Here is a 22,425-nt window from a genome sequence, read left to right as displayed (position 1 = left end):
CCTGCCTTTAGGCATGGGGTGTGGACACCCTGTTATGCTTGTCATTTGTTTGTAAACTTTGTGCGTTAGAATGTCAATGGCAAGTAGTAAGGGGAGGATTCGACAGTTGCCTGAATTGCCTGAAGTAGAGCATGTTTGCCGTAATTTGCAGAAGTTGGTGGTTGGAAAGACCATAGGCTGTGTAGAAGTGCGTTTGCCAAGGATCATATGCTATCCATCAATCCAAGAATTTTGTGCACAACTTCAGGGTTTGACCATACAAGGTGTTCGTCGCCGAGGAAAATATCTGATTTTTTCAATCCCTCCTTTTGAACTTATCTCTCATTTGCGTATGGAAGGCCAATATAGATTAGCGATTTCAGAAGAAGAACAACCGCATACGCATGTGGTTTTTCACTTCACAGATGGCACAGAATTACGTTATCGGGATGTTCGGCAATTTGGCACCATGCATTTGACGGATCGGCCTGAAAATTATCCGATAGGATTACAAACGCTCGGTCCAGAGCCATTTGATGAATCGCTGAATGCTTCTTACTTTCTGCAAATCGCAGGACGCAGGAAACTGTCAGTTAAAGCGTTACTGTTGCAGCAAGACGTTATTGCGGGTATAGGGAATATTTATGCGGACGAGGCGCTTTTTTTGGCAGGTATTCATCCGGCGGCGTCTTGTTGGCAATTAAAGAAGAAAGATTGGCAACGTTTATTGGTGAGTGTTCGCGAAATACTTCAAATGGCTATCGAGGCGGGTGGGTCTACGATACGTTCTTATGCTGATGGATATGGTCGCCACGGCGGGTTTCAAATCCAATTGCAAGTGTACCAACGAGAAGGGCAACCCTGTCAACATTGCGGTCGGGAAATTGTCAAAATTCGTTTAGCCGGTCGAGGTACTCATTTTTGTCCAAAGTGTCAAAAGATACCGCGTGTTCAGTCGGATTCTCAATCTGTCCAAAGGAGAAAAGAAGCGTGATTATTGGATTGACAGGCGGTATTGCTTCAGGAAAAAGTACAGTTTCGGCTATGTTCAGAGAACTTGGGGCATATGTGGTTGACGCAGATATTTGGGCACGCAGAGTGGTCAGTCCAGGCAGTAGTGGATGGAAAGAAATAGTCGATTTTTTTGGGCGTGAAATTTTAACAGAAGATGGCGAACTGAATAGACCTAAACTGGCTGAGTTGATTTTTCATCATCCAGATTATCGCCATCGTCTCAATGCAATTACGCATCCAAAAATTCGTATAGGCATGAAAGAGGAGACAGAAGACTATCTTAAGCAATATCCAGGTCAACCTGTGATATGGGATGTGCCGCTTCTATTTGAAGGGGATACACACCAACTCGTGGATGAAACTTTCCTCGTATATGTGCCCTACGATATTCAGTTAGAACGTCTGATGAAGCGCAATCAACTGTCTGAAGAGGAAGCGAAGGCTCGTATAGCTTCCCAAATGCCGCTCGATTCCAAGCGAAAACTTGCCGACTATTTAATTGACAATTCGTTAACTCTGGAACATACAAGAGAGCAGGTGCAATCCATATGGCGTACAATTCAACAAAACGCATGCCAAGAATAATTTTTGTCCGCCGTCGCTTCCTGGTTTCCTTACTCCTGCTCATTTCAGTCTTCGCCATCATTTCTTCAAACACTTTTTGGAGATGGATGTATCCCATCTCTTATCAGACAACGATTCAACAATCTGCTCGCGCTGTATCGGTTGATCCGCTTTTGGTAGCGTCCATTATTCGGGTGGAAAGTAAATTTAATAAAAACGATGTATCGGATGTAGGGGCAGTTGGATTGATGCAACTGTTGCCAAGCACTGCTTCTTGGGCGTTACAGAAAATGAATCAACAGAATATGGCGTTGCTGAGGAATACCGCAGATTCGAGTCATAGTTTGGCCAATCCAAGTGTCAATATTGCCATTGGGAGTTGGTATGTAGCTTATCTTATTCAACGCTTTCACGGTAATCTTGTGGCGGCAGTTGCTGCATACAATGCGGGTCCTCGTCGAGTGGAAACCTGGCTAGAGCAAGGAGTATGGAATGGCCAACTGAATACTATCTTAAATATTCCTGTAGGTGAGACGCGTCATTTTGTCGATCGCGTGTTTTACAATTATCGTCTTTATCAGCATATTTATGGATCTTTTCCTGAATGGCAAAAAGGTTGACACTGAATTGAAAACTGTTATAATGGGATTCGTTCTCTTTGATACACGTCGGGATGGCGGAATTGGCAGACGCGCACGTTTGAGGGGCGTGTGGGGTAACCCGTGCGGGTTCAAGTCCCGCTCTCGACACCAAAAAAGTCTGGAATGCCGCAGTGCATCAGGGTTTTTGAGCTTTTGAGCTCAAAAACCCTGTTTTCATTTCTGTCTGATATTATGGCAGGAATTTAGCGTGAACGTATGGAGACACACGTTCACAAGAGTGCGGGCCAATTTGACCAAGTCCCCCACACGTCCAGAACAGGGAGCGTGAGGGTATGGAGAGTGAACCACTACAATGTCTGATTTGAGTGTTTGGTTTGTTTGGTTAATTTAGCCTTAAAATAGTCGCCACCTTTATATTCTGCGTTGTCTGTACCCCAATGAATTTCTTTGTCCAGTTTTTTGAGAAGAGGGATGTGCTTGGAGCAGTGTATATACGCTTCCTCCACTTTGATTTTGACCCAACGTTCAGCTTTTGGATCGTTCAAATCCGCGATTTCTTCTTCGATAAAGGCAGTACCATTCACATGCAAGCCAATACAGTCTTGAAAAAAATCAATAAAAAGAAGTCCGATATGAGGATTTTCTAAAATATTTCCGATACTGGCGTAAACTCCATTTCCTCTATATTCTGGATAAGCCAGCGTTTTTGCATCTAAAACTTTGACAAAACCAGGTTCTCCAGCCCGAAACGACGCATCGCAATTTCCTTGAGAATCAGCTGTAGAGACAAACATCATCTGTTGTTTGGCAATGAATCGAATCATTTCTGGATTAAGATGTTCAAGCGTTTGATTGTCATAAAAAGCTTGCGCCCGACTTTCCGATTTGTATCTTTTTTGCAGCTCTTTTTCTCCATTTGATCCAAACAAGCCTATTCACCCGTTTTCCGCACAGCTATCATTGAGTGTTTCTGATAGCTGCCAAATTGTTGATATTAAATGTAGTTTATCATTTCTAATCCGTTCTTGTTTCCTTCCATAACAGCCATTTTCTCTGGATGTATGATATATCAGGACGGAAGGATAAGGCTTGTAGATGATTCTGAGTCACAAAACGGATTGGTAAAATGTAAAGTTGTAATTTCTCGGCACTTTGCCAAAGTTGATATATACGATACAATCTTTTTTGGCAAGAGGAAAAATTTTAATCAGAAAGGACGAATCAATGGCGTATTTATCAGCTCATCAAGTCGCGCACTACGCTTATGAAGCGGGATTTCGAGGCAGTTCTCTGGTGACAGCGGTAGCGATTGCCGACAGTGAATCATCATTCAATTCTACAGCAGTCAATCCGGATCATTCGTGTTTCGGGCTTTGGCAAATCAGTGATTCCAATCGTGGAGCCCAACCAGATCTACTTTTTCATCCATTGGATAATGCACGAATGGCATACTTTATTAGTGATGGTGGGTTCAATTGGAGTGCATGGACTTCTTTTGACAGCGGATCGTACAAACAATTTTTAGGAATTGCAGAACATAGTGTATTAGAAGTAGAGCAGTCGGCCCATTTTCCCCGAATCAATGTACGAGTCGATGGTCAGCCGTTTATGGCAGTTGAAGTAGGCAATTCAACGTATATGCTATGGACGATTCTCGCAAAGTGGGGTATTCCCTACAAATATCTCGGTAACGGTAAATTCTCCATTGATGGACGAAAGGTAAAAGGCTTTGTCTATAAAGGCAGCAGCTATATCAAGTGGCGTTCCATACCGAATATCCAGGTTAATAAAGTCAATGGAGAATTTAACTTCACTGAGAGCCGTTGAGACCTGCAACCAGTTGGGTGCTATACGGAATTTCAATGATTGAACAGCGGGAATTGTGGCGCAAGCCATTCAGGAAAATTTTATCGCTCTATCCCTTTGGGGATAGGGCGATTGTTATGATTCTCGAGTTTATCGACACTTTCTGTCGACTCACCTACAATAGAGTGAAAAAGGTGCGATCGCGTTGTTCAGGTATAGTCTGGGAGGGGAGCGAATGAATCTCGAAATAAGTCTGGGTATGAGTCAAGAACTGTCGCAAAGACTGGCGCTTACACCTCAGATGACGCAATCCATCCAGATTTTAAGTTGCAATATATATGAATTGCGGGATTACTTGTTGGACGCTGTTAGCCAAAATCCCTGTCTTGAGGTGGTGGAACCTCAAAACTTCGTCCGTTCAGCGGGGGGGCGTAGCGGTGTGCAAATGGATGATTGGTTAGCTGCACGACCTTACCAGCCCTCACTGGTTGAACATGTCACCCAACAAGTACGCTGTTTGCTCCATACGTCCGAAGAGATGCGAATTGCTGAATACCTCATTGGTTCGTTGGATGAGTCAGGATATTTGCGTGTACCATTAACAGAAGTTGCAAATGGTTTAGGTCAAACTGTGCAAACTGTTGAACGTGTATTAGGAACTGTGCAATCGTGCGATCCACCAGGAATTGGTGCGCGCAATTTGCAGGAATGTCTTTCGTTACAAGTTGGTCAGTATTCTCCTCAAATCAGTCAACCCTTGCTCTTATTGATACAGCATTTACCCGATCTTGCTGCCGGGCGTTATCGCCAGGTTAAGAAGATATTAGGCATAGATGACGCTCATTTCGAACAACTCATGGTACAGTTGCGTTCATTGAATCCTCGCCCGGCTAGTGGTTATACGGTAGTTCAGCGAGATACCCTTCTGCCGGATGTGCGTGTATGGATGACAGACTTTGGCTGGGAAATGGATATCGAAGAGCGAATCTTGCCGATAATACGTGTGTCTGACGAGTATAGCCAGATTCTTCACCATGCAGAAGAGAGCGTTAGGGATTATGTGCAGCAACAGTACCGTGCGTTGATGTGGTTGCAACAATGCGTCTTACAAAGACAGAGAACGATTCGCAGAATTGTAAACATTGTATTGGAAGTGCAAAATCATTATTTGCAGTCCAATTCTGATTGTCTGGAGCCTTTGTCCATGCGTGATGTTGCACTTCGTCTTGACTTACATCCATCTACGGTCAGTCGTGCAGTGCGAGGTAAATTTTTGCAGACACCACGCGGGACCTATGCAATGAAGTTTTTTTTCAGTCATCGTCTGCATCCAGAAGAAGACTTATCAGCGCAAGCGATTCAACAACATTTGAAAAACTGGATAGAACGGGAGCCCCCTGAACGTCCGTTCTCTGATGCGGAAATCGCTCAAAAACTCAGTGTACAGCCAGGGGTTCAATTGTCCCGGCGTACGGTTGCTAAATATCGTGATCAGCTTGGCATACCCAATTCTTCTTTGCGCAAGCGAAAGGGATTCGGAGGTTTTTTCTAAATTCTGAAAACAATCTTTTCAGTAACAGAGGGTATGGCTAGGCTATAATATGTAAAATAGGATTGGGAAATTGAAGGTTAAAATGCGTCCATTGGATCAAAAAAGGAGAACATGCATGAGCCATCATGATCACAGTCACAACCATTCCCATGACCATGCGGATATTTTTCATAGTCACGCTCCTGCAGGAAAAATGCAACTTGCTTTTTTTCTGACTTTATTTATTTTTGCAGCCGAAATTGCGGGTGGTTGGTTATCGCACAGTCTTGCGCTCTTTTCTGATGCAGGCCATGTTCTGACGGATATTGCAGCGATTGGATTGTCATGGTTTGCTATGAAACAATCAGAGAAACCTGCTAATCAAGAGATGACATTTGGCTATTATCGAGCGGGGATACTGGCGGCCTTTCTCAATGGATTGTTGCTCATTCTGGTAACGCTCTGGATACTTTGGGAAGCTTATCAACGTTTTCAGCATCCGCAACCAGTATCGCCGGGCTGGATGTTTGTCAGTGCTGGTGTGGGACTTTGTATCAATCTATATTTAGGATTAGGAATGCGTCATGAAGAAGATATCAATGTCAAGAGCGCCGTTTTGCATATGCTTGGCGATGCTGCTGCATCAGCAGGTGTGATTATAGGTGGTCTAATCATTTTGTTCACACGCTGGTATCTGGTCGATCCGTTGTTAAGTGTGCTCATTGCTGTTTTGATTGCTTTGGGAGCATGGAGAATTGTCAAGCAAGCAGTTGGGATTCTCATGGAAGGGACACCAAAAGGAATTCAATTTGAGAAAGTTGTCAATGAGATTAAGTCAGTACAGGGAGTTCAAGGGGTTCATGATATCCATATGTGGAGCATTACCAATGGGAAAAATGCACTTTCCTGTCATATTATACTTGACGGCCAGATGAGTATACAGGAAAGTCAAATCATCCTGCGAGCCATAGAACATCGGCTGGCTCATGTCGGTATTGGCCATGCCACCATTCAAATCGAAGACTCAAACCATCCTCATACAGACTCCGAATTCTGTGCAGCCATTGAGACCCACAATCATTCATGAAAACACTGTTTTTTTTCATTTCTCCAACGTTTTTAGAAAAACAGCCCAAAAATTTTAGTAAAATAAATTGAATATATTCTTGATATTTTTCTAGTTTTTTATTCGATTTTTATAAAAATGACAAGTTTTTTGGGTAAAAAAGAACTATTGACAAATTGAAAACGGAATCATAGACTAATCTCCAAGATAAAATATGAGCATTAATTAAAATTATTTTACTAAAAAAGAGAGTGATAAGATGCCGACCATAAAAGATGTAGCTGAGAAGGCATCCGTCTCCATTGCTACCGTTTCACGTGTTTTAAACGGAGACAGAACATTGGCTGTTCCGGAAAGCACACGTCTTCGAGTCTTTCGTGCTGCAGAAGAATTGCATTATGTTGCCAAACGTCGACGCCGGGAAAAAGATACGGCAACTGTTAAGAAAATCGGCATTATTCCTTTTGGTAACGAGGAACTTGAGAATCAGGACCCATACTTTTTGAGTATTCGCCGCGGGATTGAGACGGAGTGTAACAGGCAGGGAATTGAAGCTTCGCTTTTATTAGGATGGAGAAATCTGAATGAAGGAAGAAGTGATTTAGGGGAATTTGATTGGGTGATGGTTATTGGTGAACCCGATCCATTTTATACCGCTTTGGAAAATCAGGCAAAGAATTTGATTTTTATCGATTCTTCGCCCAATCCAGAGAGATTTTTTTCAGTTGTAACGGATTTTGAGCGTATTACACATTTGGTTCTCAGACATCTCATGAAGTTAGGTCATACGCGCATTGGTTTTATCGGTGGGAGTCGGCTTTCAAGACGAGATGAACGACATGTCGCTTTTGAAAACTATATGAGAGAACAGGGGCTGTTTCGGGAAGATTGGGTTTTTATTGGACCTTGGTCCATTAATGGCGGGTATGAATTAGCCAAGCAAGCTCTACAGTCATATGATTTGCCATCCGCGTTTTTTGTAGCCAGTGATCCTATGGCAGTTGGCGTCATTCACGCCTTGCGTGAAGCCAAGCTCTCTGTTCCTGGAGACATAGCGATTGTCGGCTGCGACGATATTGATATGGCAGCGTACATGAATCCGGCATTAACGACCATTCGTATTCCGGCTGAACGTATGGGGAAATTGGCAGTGCAGATTTTGCTTGGATCTGTCCATGAAAATGAGGGGCCATTCCAAATTACTCTACCTTCAGAATTGGTGATTCGTGAGAGTTGTGGTTCATCTTTAGAACCATCTTGAAAAGAGGCTTGAGGAATTGAGAAGTATCCATACAGCGACAGATAAAGCAGTTCTAACCAAACCATAAGGAGGCGTAGAACCAATGTCACATGCCCGTTCTGCTTGGTGGGTCAATGCTTTGATTTATGCAGTACTTTGCGTGGGGGCGTGTATCTCCATTTTCCCGTATCTCATTTCTATTTTAACTTCCCTCAAACCGGCTAACGAGGTTTATGCAGGCCATTTATTTCCTTCTCATGTTGATTTTAAAAATTATCTAGAAGTTTGGACGTCAGTTCCGTTTGGACGTTATTTGCTGAATACGTTGTTTGTGTCCGTGGTCATTGTCTTGGGGCAACTCATTTTTGGATCACTCGCAGCCTATGCTTTTGCCCGCATGCGGTTTATGGGACGCAACGTATTGTTCATGATTTATTTGAGCACATTGATGGTTCCTAATATTGTGACTCTGATTCCGCTCTTCATTTTAATGAAAGATTTAGGTTGGATTAATTCTTACGCGGCTTTGATTGCCCCAACTGTATTGAGTACGCCAGTAGGGATATTTCTTCTTCGGCAATTTTTTCTTGGTATACCGGGAGATATTGAGGAAGCCGCACGAATTGATGGCGCGGGTGTGGTTAGAATTTTCCTGCAAATCATTCTTCCCCTCAGTCGTCCCATCCTTGCGACGTTAGCGATTATCACTTTTGTAACTTCCTGGAACAACTTTTTATGGCCATTGATTGTCACCAATACGGATCAATATAAGGTGGTCAGTCTGGGAATTGCGTCCTTCCAATTGCAGTATGGCGCAGAGTGGAACGAATTGATGGCTGCAGCTACAATCGCGCTCTTGCCTCTGATTATCCTGTTTATCCTGTTCCAAAAACAAATTATTCGCTCTATTCAATTGACAGGATTGAAATAAAGCACTCAGTCTGATCGATAGGCTGGAGAGGGGGCGAGGCTTGGCGTTTGCTCTGGTTTGTATGAAATTTTCATTAATTTAAAATTTAGGGGGTAAATATATGAAGAAAAATAAAACTTGGAAATGGATTACTGGTGCTTCTGTCTTATCCTTGACCTGCGCAGTAACTGCTTGTGGTAGCCCGCAGTCGAGTAATACCTCTTCAGGTGGAGGCAGTTCGGATGGTAAAGTAGTTCATCTGACTTACATGTTATGGGATCCAAATGAAGAAGTTGGATATCAGAAATCGATTGATGTGTTTGAAAAGTTACATCCAAATATTCAAGTAACCATTGAACAGTATCCGTGGGCTCAATATTGGCAGAAGCTTCAAACCGAAATGGCAGCAGGGGATGCTCCAGACGTTTTTTGGGATCATGTAACCTACTTTCCTACGTTCGTACAAAATGGCCAGTTGTTAAATCTTAAGCCTTTTATTGAGAAGGATCATCTTAATCTATCCATCTACTATCCCAATCTGCTCAAGCAATATGAATATCAAGGTGGGATTTATGGATTACCCAAGGATTGGGATACTATCGCTATTTTCTATAACAAAAATCTCTTCAAGAAAGCGGGTATACCAGCTCCTAATCATTTGACATGGAACCCGCAGAATGGCGGGACGCTTTTACAAACTGCTGAAGAATTGACTGTAGATGCAAATGGCAAACATCCTGGACAACCAGGTTTCAATCCGAATGATATCAAGCAATATGGATTTTTCTCAGGAAACAACAACCAGGTATTCTACTACAATTTTATTGCCGAAAATGGCGGGAAAATTATTTACCATCCTTTTTGTCACAAGATGCTTCTCAACAGTCCACAATCTGTAGCAGCACTGCAAAATTTAGTGGATATGATTTACAAATACCATGTGTCCCCAGGCGGCTCTGATGTTACCCAGCCGAATGTCGGTTCAAACGCCATTCAACTGTTCGATGAAGGCAAAGTAGCCATGTATACAGATGGTGACTGGGATTTAACTCCTGTGGTCAAAGGAGCTAACTTCCCTGTGGGTATAGCACCCTTGCCAGTTGGACCAGATGGTCGGGTTTCAGTCATGAATGGTTTGTCGGATGCGATTTATGCGCATACCAAACATCCACATGCAGCGTGGGAGCTAGTCAAATGGCTGGCTAGCAAACAGTCGGAGAAAATTTTGGCTTCAGGCGGCTATGTATGGCCTGGAATTCCGTCACTCGCTCCGCTGTTTGCAGAGTCATGGGCGAAGCGCGGTGTCAACGTTACACCATTCTTGAATGAGTCTCATGGTCAGACGATTAGCTTCCCCATTACAACCAATTGGTCGCAAGCGAGCACAGCTATAGACAATGAGTTCAATTTGCTCTGGTTAAATCAAATATCGGCCCAAAAGGCGGCGCAAGTTGCTGTTCAAAATGCAGATGCGGCACTTTCTGGTCAATGAATCTGGAACAGGCAGAGGGAGGTGCTTTGCTGTGCCTCCCTTCCTCAAAATTCTCTCTTTTGTCTGATGGACGGAAGACGATAGGCTTCAGAAAGCGAGGTGTAAACCGTGAGTTTTGATACCAAGATGTTGTCTACTCGGATGCCTAGAGAAAAAATCAAAAAATCGAAACTAACATCGCAAGGTATTACACCCTATCTCTTTGTTTTCCCCAGTTTTGTTGGCGTTTTATTGTTTATGTTAATTCCGGCTATAGCAGTGCTAGTCATTAGTTTATTGCATTGGAATTTGCTTTCGTCTCCTTCTTTTGCTGGCCTGAGTAACTACACGAAAGTTTTTCACGATCCAACGGCACTTCACTCTATGCTGATCACGGTTTACTATGTTTTGCTGAATATTCCACTTCAAACGGTGTTAGCCATCATTTTGGCGTTACTTCTCAATCGTAGATTGCCTGGGATGGCCATTTTTCGGGCTTTGTTTGTCATACCTTGGTTGGCTATGCCGGTAGCAGTAGGTGTGGTTTGGCAATGGATTTTGCAGCCCACGGGCATGCTTGACTCACTGTTACAGGTGTTGCATCTACCGCAAATTGATTGGCTTGGGACACAACACTGGGCTTTACCTGCAGTTGCAATGGTAAACATATGGCAGTGGACCGGTTACAATATGCTCTTTTTTCTAGCTGGCTTGCAAGGTATCCCAGCCTACCTTTACGAGGCAGCCGAGTTGGATGGAGCCTCACCGATTCGTAAATTTTTCACGATAACATTGCCGCTCTTGCGACCCACATTACTTTTTGTGCTCATTACTTCAGTGATTGGATCGTTTCAAGTATTTGATACAGTCTATGTAATGACTCAGGGAGGACCGGGTCAAGCAACCAATGTGTATAATTTCTATATTTTCCAGGAAGGATTTCAGTTCTTTCATATGGGATTTGCTTCTGCTTTATCCGTAATTTTATTTGTTGTCATTTTGCTAGTCACTTTGTTGCAGTTTGCCTATTTCCGCAACCGTACAACTTACGATTTAAGCTAACCACGACTTTCCCAAAGAAGAGAGATGTGAGAAATGCAAATTTTGTTTGATCCTGAAGAGCAATTGTTCCATCTTCAAAACAAACACACCAGTTATGTCATGAAGGTTACAGAGGAAGGGTACTTAGCACATCTCTATTGGGGAAGGAAATTGCGTTCCTCTTCAACCGCACATTTACTGAAGATGATAGATCGTCCTTTTTCGCCCAATTGTAATCCTGAAAATCCTGCTTTTTCTCTGGACACGCTTCCTCAAGAATATCCTGTTTATGGTCATGGAGATTTTCGCGTTCCCGCATTAGAAGCTATTTTTGCGGATGGCACATCCGTTGTTGATTTGCGATACAGGAACCATCGAATTCTGGAAGGTAAACCTGCATTGGCTGGGCTTCCTATGATCTATACAGAATCTCCGCATGAAGCTTTGACGCTGGAAATCGATTTGTTCGATCCGGTTCAGGAGTTACAGGTTACGTTACTTTATACCGTGTTCTCACAAATCGGGGTGATCACGCGATCGGCCCGATTGTATAATGCCGGCCAACAACCTATTCAGCTGACTCGAGCATTGAGTATGAGTCTTGATTTACCGTGTTCTTCCTGGGATATGATGCAACTTTCTGGTGCCTGGGGAAGAGAGCGTCATTTGGTTCGTCGACCCGTGGTCCCTGGATTACAAGCGGTAGAAAGTCGTCGTGGAGCGAGTAGTCATCATCAAAATCCATTTTTAGCGTTAATGGCTTCTGATGCTAGGGATACACATGGTGAAGTAATGGCGGTTAATCTAGTATACAGTGGTAATTTTCTGGCACTCGCTGAACAAGATTCCTTGCAGCAGACACGTCTTCAAATAGGAATCAATCCAGCAGATTTTTCATGGTTATTAGAGCCTGGTGAAATTTTTCAAACACCAGAAGCGGTACTGGTCTATTCTGCTGAAGGTTTAGATGGAATGACGGAGATATTTCACAACGCCTATCGAGAGAGACTTTGTCGTGGCCTTCATCGCCATCAACCGAGACCTATTCTTATTAATAATTGGGAAGCAACGTATTTTGCTTTTGATGAAGAAAAACTTTTACAACTTGCTGAAGAAGCAGGTCAGTTGGGCATTGAACTATTTGTGCTGGACGACGGTTGGTTTGGTCAAAGGGATAATGACAAAACGTCTCTGGGTGATTGGCGAGTGAATTTGAAAAAACTCCCGCATGGATTAGCTGGATTGGCCGAATCTATTGCCGAAAAGGGTATGAAGTTTGGTCTTTGGTTTGAGCCGGAGATGGTATCGCCAGAAAGTCAGTTGTTTAGAGAACATCCTGATTGGTGCTTGCATGTGCCTGGTCGTCGTTCTTCTACAGGTCGTCATCAATATGTTCTGGATTTTTCACGAAAAGATGTTTGTGATTTTATCGTCCATTCAGTGAGTGAAATACTGTCGTCTGCACCCATTCAGTATGTAAAATGGGATATGAATCGCCATATGACGGAAATCGGATCGGCCTGTTTGCCAGTTGAACGACAACGAGAGACGGCGCATCGCTATATGCTTGGTCTCTATGCAGTCATGGAAACTTTGACAACACGTTTTCCTGAAGTGCTCTTTGAGAGTTGTTCCGGGGGTGGAGGACGATTCGATCCTGGCATGCTTTACTATATGCCTCAGACATGGACGAGTGATAATACAGACGCTATTGAACGTCTTTATATTCAATACGGTACTGCTCTGGTTTATCCCCCTATCACCATGGGGGCCCATGTTTCTGCTGTACCCAATCATCAGGTGCAGCGAATAACGCCGCTTGCCACACGCGGGATTGTTGCCATGGGAGGGAATTTTGGTTACGAATTGGACATTACAAAGTTAACAAATGAGGAAAAAAATATCGTAGCAGAACAGGTTGAAACCTATAAGCAAATTCGAGAAACGGTTCAATTTGGTCGTTACTTTGCTTTAGCCAATCCATTTGAGGGCGATTTTTATGCTTGGATGTTTGTATCCCAGAACAGGCAACAGGCGGTTGTTTCTTGTGTTACGAAGCTTCAACAGGCCAATCATGCTATACATCGGTTGCGTCTTAAAGGCCTGGATGCTGAAGCTCAATATCGTGTGGAACTTGTGCAAGGGATGTCTTATGAAAGTGATATTTATGGCGGCGATGAATTAATGTACGCGGGGATAGCCATTCCTTATTTCACAACTGATTTTCAATCTTGTATGTGGAAGTTGTCCAAGCTGAACGCCTAAACGAAAAGCAAACCCTATCCATTGGCCCTATCTCGCGATAGAGGCCAATTTTTTATGAACGATAAATTCAATTCAATTCTCTCATCTTCATGAGAAGTTTATATATTTTCTATACATAGATTCTTTTTAGAAGTATTCTTATAGATGGGATGAAAATAAATTTTTTAAGATATAGACAGAGAATATTATGGAAGTAAGGTGAGTGATGCCGTGAATGGGGATGTGGAACAACTCTCCAAAGCACTGCTTGAGGGAAACCGGGTCACGGCATGGACTCTTTTGCGAAGATACGCAAACGATATAGGTGATAGTTTGGGTGTATATGATTATCTAACCCAAACCATGAGATGGATTGGCCAGTTATGGATGGAAAACGAAATTACAGTGGCGGATGAACATCTGGCGACTGGTATTTGTGATTATATTTTATCCCAATATGCTTACTATCATTTAGCGGATAATCGTTACGCGCATCAAACTGTCAGAAATCAACGGGCCATGTTTTTTTGTGTTGAAGGAGAGAGTCATTATTTGGGGCTCAAGATGGTTCGTTTATTGTTTCAAGAAGCCGGTTACGAGACCGTGTTTTTAGGAACGCAAATTCCCTTAGCTGAAACAATCGAGTACGCCAAGCAATTTCAGCCATCTATTATTGGTATTTCAGCATCCATGTCCTACCATCTTCCGTCTGTCGTCAAGGCGGTTGAAGCGTTTCATTCTTTGAAAACTCTTGAGAAGTTTAAAATCATTGTAGGTGGACGTCTGATACAGCAAATCGCGGATGATGTTTCCAGGTTTTCGCATTGTCTACTATTTCACAACCTGAAAGAAGTTCAGCACTGGTTAGAGAATGACGCGAATTCGTCTTTGCGTCCTCGTTTGGGGTGAGCAGAATTGTGGATCGATGCTGGGGAATTTATCAGTTATTTTGTGATCGATCCGGAGTTTCATATCCTCTATGCTTCGCCAGCTGGTCAAAATAAATTTGCTACGCCAAACAATTTTTTAAATATAGTGGATGAAGGAAGTCTGTCGAAAGTAGGGTCTTTTATTCGCCCGGATAGGCCTATCATGCAGTTGGAAGTGAATCTGATGACCAAAAAAAATCAGATTGAGCTTAATAAATTGGAGGTTATTTGGGACTCACCTGGGAAAGCGACGATTCTTTGTCATACTATGCAAAGCGAAACGGACGAATTGACACGGCAGCTTGAAAATATTCGAAAAAAACTTGAAGCTGTTCCCTTTCCTATACTTCAGTCGTTGGAAACTGCCCAATGGTTGTCAGATTCAGCTCTTTCTCATCCAAATTGGCTTTGGGTACAGAAAAAGATAGGCCAATTGATCAACCCTCTTAAGCAATCATTATTGCGTTTGGAAGATTTATTAGAAGAACAGAATCTTCAGGAAGAAAAACAACAGACAGATGATCAATTAAACGAAAAACTGTTGCATGAACTCAGTGTGGCAGAGTTACTGATTTCTCAATTACAAGCCGATTATTCGCTAATTTCTGGAGAACAGCACAAACTGGACTTTGTTCGGCTTCTTCAGTCGATTTTGCACGAATTTGATGAAGTCATTGCAAAAGAAAACATCTCAGTTCAATTGGACGCGTGGTTAGAAAATAGTGAACTGTGGTTTAATGCCCATCAACTTGCGCAAATTTTGCGAACTCTTATTTATCATTCTATGCAGTCAGTGTTAGGGCTTGGCAGAGACCAATTGCGATATATTCATTTTGATGTACGGAAACATGAAAAAATTTTACAATTGACGATTTATCATAACGGATGGATGGTCGATGAATGGGTATTGGAACAAATGTTTCATCCTACTTCTCTCGATCAGCAACCCTTGGCTTTTTTGCATTTAGATTTAGTGCGTAAATGGGTTGAGGAAAGCGGTGGGAAACTGAAAGTGACTAAACGAGAACAGAATGGAACAACGCTCTGTCTCTCTTTGTCTTTATTAAAATCATCATCGTAATATATATACGCTTAAAATAGGTTAGCTTATAAAAATACGTTACAATGAAATCTGAGAGTGGCCTATGGGTTGTGCATCATGTTTGGAGCATCCGGTAGATTGGATGACAGCAAGGAGGATATAGAATGAAATATCGTCATTTGGGTAAAAGCGGTCTTGAAGTGTCTGTCATTGGCCTGGGTACCAATGCATTTGGAGGTCGTGCAGATAAGGCAAGCTCCATTCGTATCATTCATCAGGCGCTTGACGCTGGACTGAACATGATTGATACGGCAAACGTATATACCAACACACAGTCAGAATCAATGATTGGCGATGCGCTGATCGGTCGGCGTTCTGCAGCCATACTGGCTACAAAAGGTGGTATGCCGCGTGGAGAAGGAGCCAATCGACGTGGTGCTACGCGCATTCACTTAACGACTGAGTTAGAAGGAAGTTTACGAAGATTACAGACAGACTATGTTGATCTGTATCAGGTGCATACTTTTGATCCCCATACGCCACTGGAAGAGACGTTAGCTGCTTTAGATGATTTTATTTCTTCTGGGAAAGTGCGTTATATAGGAGCTTCTAATTTTCAGGCTTGGGAATTAATGAAGTCCTTGAGCTTGAGTGAACGTCACCACTGGGCTAAGTTTATTTCTGTACAACCTTGCTATTCATTGGCAGATAGAACCATTGAACAAGAACTCATACCCATGTGTGTCTCAGAAGGCGTTGGAATTATACCTTATTTTCCGCTGGCTGGAGGTATTCTGACAGGCAAATACACTAAAGACAGTACACCTCAAGGTTCACGAGCAGAGAAAGATCCGAATTTTGCCAAGAAGCTTGATGACAGTCGCATAGAACTAGGAAATCAGGTGGCTCAGCTTGCAGAAAAGCTCGGTGCTACAGCGACGACGCTTTCTTTAGCCTGGCTGTTGCATCAGCCTGCTGTTTCTACAGTTATTGTGGGCGCCACTAAAGTAGAGCAATTGGAGCAAAACTTACAGGCTGCTGAATTGGAACTTTCGGCGGACACGCTGCAAACGCTCGATGAAATGAGCAAGTCGTTTGTATACGCGCCGCCATTTGCTGTATATCGTCCGCTTGGATAAAGGGATGTGCCTTAGGGCATGGGTTCGCCACGGGCGGTAATCCAAAGGTCATACCATTCTTCCCGACTTAGTTCGATATTTGCAGCATCTTTGCAGGCAAGAATACGTTCTTTGTTTCGAGTACCAATTACAGCCTGAATTCCTGCAGGATGGCGAAGCAACCATGCAATTAGGATGGACTCCACTGTGGTGTGTTTTTTTTCAGCGTATTCGCTTAACTTGGCTGCAGTTTTTTGTACGACGGGAGGAGCCTCAGCAAGGTTTTGTGCGCCTGTATAGGCACCTTGAGCCAACGGTCCCCATGCCTGAATTTGAATATTGTGAGTCCGACAATATTCTATAGTACCTTCAGGAAAAATATCGCCTATTGCAGGTTGGCGATTAATATTGATTCCTACATTGACAAAATCATGGTGCAACAAACTCATTTCTAATTGGTTCACAACAATAGGCTGTACTACGGCTGTCTTGAGAAATTCAATTTGGCTGCCGCTCATATTGGATACTCCAAACCAACGCACTTTCCCAGCCTGTTGTAAAATATCGAAGGCAGCAGCTACTTCCTCCGGTTCAACAAGCGGATCAGGTCGATGGAGGAGAAGAATGTCTAAGTAATCCACACCAAGTCGTTGTAAAATACCGTCTACGCAGTGAAGGATGTATTCTTTAGAAAAATCAAAGCGAGTAAAAGAGGCTTGTTCATCTGCAAAACGAATACCGCATTTGGATTGCAATAGAATTTCCGAACGCAAACTGGGTCTTTCTTTCAGCACATAAGAGAACGCTTTTTCTGCATTGCCGGACTTATAGATGTTAGCGTGATCGAAAAAATGAATACCAATTGAGAGGGCAGCGTCCACAGCTTCATGGGCTTCTTTGATGTCTGCTTGGCTGAGCGGTGTACGTCCGCTCCAATCTGCACCACCAAGTCCCATGCAACCGTAGATCAAAGGCGTCGCTGCTAAACCTCGTTTTTGTAAGGGTAAGATTCTGGACATAAAACAGTCTCCTTTGCTGCATAAGTCATTTTTGGAAAAAGTTAATCCAAGTTCCATTGTACACAATGCTATACAAGACATCCCGTTTTGGTATGATTTCGCTCAAAAATCTCAATCAAGGAGAGAACGATATGGAAATCCGCCGATTTGTGGTATCTCCTTTTCAGGCCAATTGCTATGTTTATTTCAATCCTCTTCAAGAACATCGACCAGCTGTTCTTATAGATCCTGGCGATCTCGATTTACAGCCTGTTTTTGATTTTCTGGATGAGCAGAAGCTTACTTTACAGGCAGTCTACTGCACACATGGGCATATTGATCATGTATCCGGTGTAGATGTGGTTCGATCTCGTTACTCAGTGCCAGTTTATATTCACCGGGCTGATGCAGACACGGTATGGAAGGCTTTGCCCCAAACGGCTAAGCGTGTTTATGGGCATGAAATACCGTCCTTGGCAGCTCCAGATGGATATTTTAAGGAAGGCGACCAACTTGATTTTGCTGGTGAGACTTTTACTGTGATGGAGACGCCGGGACATTCGCCAGGCTCAGTATTGTTTATAGGGAAAGAGTTGGTATTTACAGGAGATACTTTGTTTGCAGGCAGCATTGGTCGGACAGATTTGGATTTTGCCAACCCTTTGGATATGCAGACGTCTTTACGCAAATTGCTTGTATTGCGAGACGAATTCAAACTATATCCAGGTCATATGGGAGCTACCACTATGGAAATGGAGCGAGAAAGCAATCCTTTTTTGTTACGCTTGCAGTAAACTCAGCAATATGAAAGGCCTCGTATTGTGTGCGAGGCCTTGCTGATGCTCATAGAACGAAGTGGCTAATATCTTTCTCCATGGTTTGGTGCAAGATACCAGCTTCTTCAAAACGCTCGCCTATGGGTAAATAATTTAGTTTTTCATAGAAAGCGAGCGCTTGTATTTGGGCATTCAGGCGAGCTTTGATAAAGCCGCGTTTTCTTGCTTGTGCTTCCATAGCCCGCATTAGGGCTTCGCCGTATCCTTGTCCTCTGGCTTCTTGCAAGATCGCTACGCGTTCGATTTTGATGGTTTGTAGTTGATAAGGGCGAAAACGCGCGGTACCTATTGGTTGCTTGTTTACTGTCAGCAACCAGTGGGATGTTTCGGAATGTGTGTCGTACTCGTCTAATTCAAGAGATTCCGGAACATGCTGTTCTTCCACAAAAACTATTTTCCTGATTTGCAGAGCTTGTTGTTTTTGGCTTTCACTCGTCACCTCAAAAATTTGAACGTCCAAGTGCGCACAACCTTTCTCCATCCATCCTTACTTGTAGTTCTTGCTTGCTAGCGCAGGTATTTGCTGTCATCTTGGCATCAAGTATACAATGTTTCTATCAGTCTTGTGTGCGGAGGTGCTGGACGCGGAAAGCATGGGCATGTTGCCGCCAGTTCAGGGCAGGACGTTTAAAAAACTCTTATTTATCAGTTCTGTCATCAGCGTTACGTGCTTTGTCGGCGCTTTTCTGATTGGCGTCTTTGAAAGGAAAGCTCTCCTGGGGTTGAGTTTAATTGGGTTATCCATCTTGCTCGAAGCTCAACCTGCGGCAGTAGCCAGCCTACCTATGGGATTTCATCCACTTTCAGGAGCGATCATCAGCATTTTGGCCAATTTTATCCCTCTGCCGTTTTTGATGCTTTTTTTTCATCAATTATTGCAGAAGTGGCGTTGGCTTCGAAAGAAACTATTGAAGACCAAACGTTGGTCACGTAAGTATGGACATTACGGCGTATGGTTTCTTGTAGTTCTATCTCCGTTTATTGGTGCGTATGCCTGTGTTACTTTGGCTTATGGTATGCATTGGCGGCCTGTGCCCACATTTGTAAGCATTTCCATAGGTGTTATTGGTTCAGCATTACTGATTACATATGGAGGCGACTTTATTTTGCATATATTTCATCCTTTTTCGTTTGGAATGAATCACCGATGAAAGAGAAGATAAACATTCATCCTATTGCTAGGCGTTTGATGGAGACAAGATTTTTGCGCAGTGTTGGTCAAGGAGCACTGGCAGTTGATTTCACACTCTATTTACATGCGCGTGGTTGGGATGCAACCGAAATGGGTCTACTTCTCATGGGGGGAGGACTTGCTAATAGTGCTCTCAGTTTATTGGTTGGGATAACCAGTGATCGTGTAGGGCGCAAATTATTTTTGGTTTTTTATGAAATAGGTCTGTTGGCAGCTACGTTGTGGCTTACATTGGCTCCGTCTATAGGGGTGCTGATTTTATCTGCGGTTTTATTTGGTTTTGGTCGTGGGGCCAACGGAGCGTCAGGCCCATTTGCGCCAGCTGAGCAAGCCTGGCTTGCCAAGTATATCCCTGGTCGTCAGAGAGGTTCCATTTTTAGTTGGAATGCGGCGTTGCAGTTCTGGGGCATGGGAATTGGTTCTTTGCTTGCAGGTTTTCTGCCGAGAATGCTTCCGGGCACATCGGGTTCGCACCGTTTTTTGCTTTTATTTGTCTTAAACGCCGTGATAGCGGCCATCAACTTGTTGCAAATTGCGACATTGCGAGAGGATGCTCCTGTACCGGAAGAACTTCCATTCCAGAAAGAAAAAAGCTTGGAAAAGCAATCTGCGTCAAACGATTCAGTTATACAGGGACAAAAAGAAGTGGTCATGTCTGCAGTAGAAAGCGAAAAAGAAATTCGACATCGAGAAAATCGTGCCCTTTTATTGTTGGCTGTTATCAATCTCGTCAATTCAGTGGGTGTAGGACTCGTAGCGCCGCTACTCCCGTACTGGTTTGACGTGAAATTTGGGGTTGGCCCTTCGGCCATTGGTCCAGTTTACGCGCTTACTTTCGTGTTAACAGGACTTTCTTCCATTGGAATAGGTCGATTGACGCAACGTTTTGGATTAGTACAGTCGATTGTCTGGCCGCGTTTATTAGGAGTAGCCCTGCTGGTTGCCTTGCCCTTTGTTCCAACTTTTTCTTGGGCTGCGCTATTATATGTGGTACGTTCCATTGTCAATCGCGGTTCCATGGGAGCGCGCCAAGCACTATCCGTTAGTCTTGTTCGTGACAAAAGACGAGGTTTTGCCAGTAGTCTGAATAATTTAAGTTGGAGCCTTGCGGCATCTTTTGGTCCTGCTGTGGGTGGTTGGTTGCTCGATCGCGTTTCTTTCTTTTGGCCATTTTTAATCGCTTCGTTCTTACAATTGGCGTATGTTTTTCTCTTTCAGCGTTTCATGCGCCCATACGATAACATGTCAACAACAGCCTCGCCTAAATCGGCAAGCCATTCTTGAATACAAAAGGATGGTTATTTTCAATGAAGGCGAGTGCGTGCACAATATACATCATGCTGTATGGTATTAAGTCAATATAGTGGACACTCCAGAACGGAGAAATTCCAAGTTTTCATATTCTGATATGATTACTTTTGTCCCACTCAGCTTGCCTTGGCCCTCGATACTTGGAAATATCTTCTTTCGTATTCAACCAGCGTTAGATAGCCGATTGATGAGTGTACCCGCTCCATTTACTTTCAACAGCCTTCGGTAGCAAGGGTTTTGTCTTGTTCTGCAGACTCACCCAACTGTTGCTAGCCTCAATTGGAGTTCGTGACCCTCGGGCCGAAGGTTTGCCGCCGTCTTCCTTCAGATTCTACCTTACGGAGGACACCCTTGGCTTAAGCTAATGGCTACTGCTACCTTCACCATTCCGGACTTTCACCGTATAGACAGCGCCCATGCCGGGCGCACAGAAATCTGTCACTCCCCCACATATAATTCATGGGGGAGTTACATTTTCATTAATACTACTTATAAGGTGTCATTGACACGGCCATTTCTAATGCCGACAGATAACCTCCACTTGAATTAGAATTCCAAGTTCCATTGCTATTTGTGTTAAATACGTACTGTCCTTTATTCCAAGCAACGTAAATAGTTGCATATCCTGATGCCAGATTCGTGAGAACGTAGCCTTTTGTATCGGGAACAGGAAGAAATTTATAATGACAATACTGGACAATTTTTTTAGCAATTGTAATAGCTTCGCTTTGTGAACTTGTTGGATACAAAACTTGCATTGTCCATCGCCATTCGTTCCAGACGAGTGCAGATACGTTTTTCCCTTGAACTGGTGACTTTTTTACTTCAGCTTGAATACCATTTCCCAAGCCTATTGTTGATACAGATGGCACAGATGTTTGTATATACAGCGATGAATTTTCCGGTAATAAATGTTGAGAAGCGGTGTTTGTAGTAGACCAGTCAGACATGCTAAATCCACCTATGTTTAAGTTATTCCGATTGAACATGATACTATAATTCGATGTCGGTGAACTTCCGATATTAGTTGATACTGTCACTGGAACAGGTGTGTGTGCTGAACCAGGGTAAATTGTAGGTGCATACAACGGAAGTGATGTCTTCCCACTAATCTGTTGCATACCTTCTTGGATTAGTGCAGGAAAGGTATCCATTTTTGTACCAGTCTGATTTAAACTCGTACTGCTCATCTTGGTTTGATTTGTCAAATTCGCAGTGACTACCGTATTATTTGATGATATTGATGCACTTGTATTGTTTGTGGAAGTGGTATTCGTGATGTTCTTCGTTGGAGTCGAACCTGAACTCACTCCACCACCTGTCCCACATCCTGTTAGGAGCCCGACTATTGTCAATGCAATCCCTGCTGTAGTCCATTTTTTATATCGTTTCACATTGAATTACCTCCTGAGTATTTTGCACATGATGATTATACGGCAACTTTATTGAATGGGTTAAATCAATCAAAATCCAATTACTGGACGGAATCAAACAACGCATGAGGCGATTCTATCAATCCCACACCCAGACA

21 protein-coding genes and 1 tRNA gene are annotated in these 22,425 nt (G+C 43.2%); 18 read left to right on the top strand and 4 right to left on the bottom strand.

The window, feature by feature from the left end; all coding sequences use genetic code 11:
• Positions 1–106 precede the first annotated feature (106 nt).
• The 4 genes from mutM (at position 107) to BUA75_RS10585 (ending at position 2,309) form a co-directional block, all read left to right on the top strand.
• Positions 107–973 carry a DNA-formamidopyrimidine glycosylase gene (gene mutM / locus BUA75_RS10600; RefSeq protein ID WP_072874581.1) on the top strand — a complete coding sequence of 289 codons (867 nt, stop codon included), beginning with the start codon at positions 107–109 and terminating at the stop codon, positions 971–973.
• Positions 970–1,578 (top strand): dephospho-CoA kinase, encoded by a 609-nt coding sequence (gene coaE, locus BUA75_RS10595; protein WP_083574283.1) that lies wholly within the window; start codon positions 970–972, stop codon positions 1,576–1,578. The genes mutM and coaE overlap by 4 nt, the downstream gene beginning before the upstream one ends.
• The gene (locus tag BUA75_RS10590; RefSeq protein ID WP_203115624.1) at positions 1,566–2,177 is read left to right on the top strand and encodes a lytic transglycosylase domain-containing protein; all 612 of its coding nucleotides are present in this window, start codon (positions 1,566–1,568) and stop codon (positions 2,175–2,177) included. The genes coaE and BUA75_RS10590 overlap by 13 nt, the downstream gene beginning before the upstream one ends.
• A gap of 47 nt (positions 2,178–2,224) precedes the next feature.
• Positions 2,225–2,309, top strand: a tRNA-Leu gene (locus tag BUA75_RS10585).
• Positions 2,310–2,506: 197 nt separating this feature from the next.
• Here BUA75_RS10585 and BUA75_RS10580 read toward each other — a convergent pair.
• Entirely contained in the window at positions 2,507–3,088 is a 582-nt protein-coding gene (locus BUA75_RS10580; RefSeq protein WP_072874579.1) for a pyridoxamine 5'-phosphate oxidase family protein, read from the bottom strand.
• A 295-nt stretch (positions 3,089–3,383) separates the two neighbouring features.
• Here BUA75_RS10580 and BUA75_RS10575 point away from each other — a divergent pair, with 295 nt between their 5' ends.
• The 11 genes from BUA75_RS10575 (at position 3,384) to BUA75_RS10525 (ending at position 16,578) form a co-directional block, all read left to right on the top strand.
• Positions 3,384–3,986, top strand: a complete 603-nt coding sequence (locus BUA75_RS10575) for a transglycosylase SLT domain-containing protein (protein ID WP_072874578.1) — start codon at positions 3,384–3,386, stop codon at positions 3,984–3,986.
• A gap of 214 nt (positions 3,987–4,200) precedes the next feature.
• On the top strand, positions 4,201–5,517 hold the full coding sequence (gene rpoN / locus BUA75_RS10570) for an RNA polymerase factor sigma-54 (protein WP_072874577.1): 1,317 nt from the start codon (positions 4,201–4,203) through the stop codon (positions 5,515–5,517).
• A gap of 115 nt (positions 5,518–5,632) precedes the next feature.
• Positions 5,633–6,583 (top strand): cation diffusion facilitator family transporter, encoded by a 951-nt coding sequence (locus BUA75_RS10565; protein ID WP_072874576.1) that lies wholly within the window; start codon positions 5,633–5,635, stop codon positions 6,581–6,583.
• A gap of 238 nt (positions 6,584–6,821) precedes the next feature.
• Positions 6,822–7,823 carry a LacI family DNA-binding transcriptional regulator gene (locus BUA75_RS10560; RefSeq protein ID WP_072874575.1) on the top strand — a complete coding sequence of 334 codons (1,002 nt, stop codon included), beginning with the start codon at positions 6,822–6,824 and terminating at the stop codon, positions 7,821–7,823.
• 82 nt (positions 7,824–7,905) lie between these two features.
• Positions 7,906–8,733 (top strand): carbohydrate ABC transporter permease, encoded by an 828-nt coding sequence (locus BUA75_RS10555; RefSeq protein ID WP_072874574.1) that lies wholly within the window; start codon positions 7,906–7,908, stop codon positions 8,731–8,733.
• 100 nt (positions 8,734–8,833) lie between these two features.
• Positions 8,834–10,204: an ABC transporter substrate-binding protein gene (locus BUA75_RS10550; RefSeq protein ID WP_072874573.1), complete on the top strand. Its 1,371-nt coding sequence runs from the start codon at positions 8,834–8,836 to the stop codon at positions 10,202–10,204.
• A 108-nt stretch (positions 10,205–10,312) separates the two neighbouring features.
• The gene (locus tag BUA75_RS10545) at positions 10,313–11,245 is read left to right on the top strand and encodes a carbohydrate ABC transporter permease (protein ID WP_238413543.1); all 933 of its coding nucleotides are present in this window, start codon (positions 10,313–10,315) and stop codon (positions 11,243–11,245) included.
• 33 nt (positions 11,246–11,278) lie between these two features.
• Entirely contained in the window at positions 11,279–13,489 is a 2,211-nt protein-coding gene (locus tag BUA75_RS10540; RefSeq protein WP_072874572.1) for an alpha-galactosidase, read from the top strand.
• 198 nt (positions 13,490–13,687) lie between these two features.
• A complete protein-coding gene (locus BUA75_RS10535) occupies positions 13,688–14,377 on the top strand; it encodes a cobalamin B12-binding domain-containing protein (RefSeq protein WP_207549748.1) in 690 nt (229 codons plus the stop codon).
• 6 nt (positions 14,378–14,383) lie between these two features.
• Positions 14,384–15,478, top strand: coding sequence for an ATP-binding protein (locus tag BUA75_RS10530; protein WP_072874570.1), 1,095 nt, complete (start codon positions 14,384–14,386; stop codon positions 15,476–15,478).
• 125 nt (positions 15,479–15,603) lie between these two features.
• Positions 15,604–16,578 (top strand): aldo/keto reductase, encoded by a 975-nt coding sequence (locus tag BUA75_RS10525; RefSeq protein ID WP_072874569.1) that lies wholly within the window; start codon positions 15,604–15,606, stop codon positions 16,576–16,578.
• Positions 16,579–16,589: 11 nt separating this feature from the next.
• Here BUA75_RS10525 and BUA75_RS10520 read toward each other — a convergent pair whose 3' ends face one another.
• Positions 16,590–17,576 (bottom strand): aldo/keto reductase, encoded by a 987-nt coding sequence (locus tag BUA75_RS10520; RefSeq protein ID WP_072874568.1) that lies wholly within the window; start codon positions 17,574–17,576, stop codon positions 16,590–16,592.
• A gap of 131 nt (positions 17,577–17,707) precedes the next feature.
• Here BUA75_RS10520 and BUA75_RS10515 point away from each other — a divergent pair, with 131 nt between their 5' ends.
• On the top strand, positions 17,708–18,349 hold the full coding sequence (locus BUA75_RS10515) for an MBL fold metallo-hydrolase (RefSeq protein ID WP_072874567.1): 642 nt from the start codon (positions 17,708–17,710) through the stop codon (positions 18,347–18,349).
• A gap of 49 nt (positions 18,350–18,398) precedes the next feature.
• On the opposite strand, the gene BUA75_RS10510 is transcribed toward BUA75_RS10515, so the two are convergent.
• Positions 18,399–18,830 (bottom strand): GNAT family N-acetyltransferase, encoded by a 432-nt coding sequence (locus BUA75_RS10510; RefSeq protein ID WP_242650303.1) that lies wholly within the window; start codon positions 18,828–18,830, stop codon positions 18,399–18,401.
• A 136-nt stretch (positions 18,831–18,966) separates the two neighbouring features.
• Here BUA75_RS10510 and BUA75_RS10505 point away from each other — a divergent pair, with 136 nt between their 5' ends.
• Together BUA75_RS10505 and BUA75_RS10500 are read left to right on the top strand one after the other, a co-directional pair.
• A complete protein-coding gene (locus BUA75_RS10505; protein ID WP_165611997.1) occupies positions 18,967–19,542 on the top strand; it encodes a small multi-drug export protein in 576 nt (191 codons plus the stop codon).
• Positions 19,539–20,867, top strand: a complete 1,329-nt coding sequence (locus BUA75_RS10500) for an MFS transporter (protein ID WP_083574281.1) — start codon at positions 19,539–19,541, stop codon at positions 20,865–20,867. Before BUA75_RS10505 ends, BUA75_RS10500 begins: the two co-directional genes overlap by 4 nt.
• Before the next feature lie 512 nt (positions 20,868–21,379).
• On the opposite strand, the gene BUA75_RS10495 is transcribed toward BUA75_RS10500, so the two are convergent.
• A complete protein-coding gene (locus BUA75_RS10495) occupies positions 21,380–22,288 on the bottom strand; it encodes a hypothetical protein (protein ID WP_072874565.1) in 909 nt (302 codons plus the stop codon).
• Positions 22,289–22,425 lie beyond the last annotated feature (137 nt).

Origin of the sequence: Alicyclobacillus tolerans, assembly GCF_900142255.1 — a bacterium.
Lineage (GTDB): Bacteria > Bacillota > Bacilli > Alicyclobacillales > Alicyclobacillaceae > Alicyclobacillus_I > Alicyclobacillus_I tolerans.
Note: the sequence above shows the minus strand (reverse complement) of the source record. Positions and strands in the feature narration are given on the sequence as shown.

Bases quoted from the DNA above. Each gene is read 5' to 3' on its own strand.
- BUA75_RS10590 (WP_203115624.1), top strand. From the start codon at position 1,566: ATGCCAAGAATAATTTTTGTCCGCCGTCGCTTCCTGGTTTCCTTACTC.
- BUA75_RS10575 (WP_072874578.1), top strand. From the start codon at position 3,384: ATGGCGTATTTATCAGCTCATCAAGTCGCGCACTACGCTTATGAAGCG.
- rpoN (WP_072874577.1), top strand. From the start codon at position 4,201: ATGAATCTCGAAATAAGTCTGGGTATGAGTCAAGAACTGTCGCAAAGA.
- BUA75_RS10565 (WP_072874576.1), top strand. From the start codon at position 5,633: ATGAGCCATCATGATCACAGTCACAACCATTCCCATGACCATGCGGAT.
- BUA75_RS10560 (WP_072874575.1), top strand. From the start codon at position 6,822: ATGCCGACCATAAAAGATGTAGCTGAGAAGGCATCCGTCTCCATTGCT.
- BUA75_RS10555 (WP_072874574.1), top strand. From the start codon at position 7,906: ATGTCACATGCCCGTTCTGCTTGGTGGGTCAATGCTTTGATTTATGCA.
- BUA75_RS10550 (WP_072874573.1), top strand. From the start codon at position 8,834: ATGAAGAAAAATAAAACTTGGAAATGGATTACTGGTGCTTCTGTCTTA.
- BUA75_RS10540 (WP_072874572.1), top strand. From the start codon at position 11,279: ATGCAAATTTTGTTTGATCCTGAAGAGCAATTGTTCCATCTTCAAAAC.
- BUA75_RS10525 (WP_072874569.1), top strand. From the start codon at position 15,604: ATGAAATATCGTCATTTGGGTAAAAGCGGTCTTGAAGTGTCTGTCATT.
- BUA75_RS10520 (WP_072874568.1), bottom strand. From the start codon at position 17,576: ATGTCCAGAATCTTACCCTTACAAAAACGAGGTTTAGCAGCGACGCCT.
- BUA75_RS10515 (WP_072874567.1), top strand. From the start codon at position 17,708: ATGGAAATCCGCCGATTTGTGGTATCTCCTTTTCAGGCCAATTGCTAT.
- BUA75_RS10500 (WP_083574281.1), top strand. From the start codon at position 19,539: ATGAAAGAGAAGATAAACATTCATCCTATTGCTAGGCGTTTGATGGAG.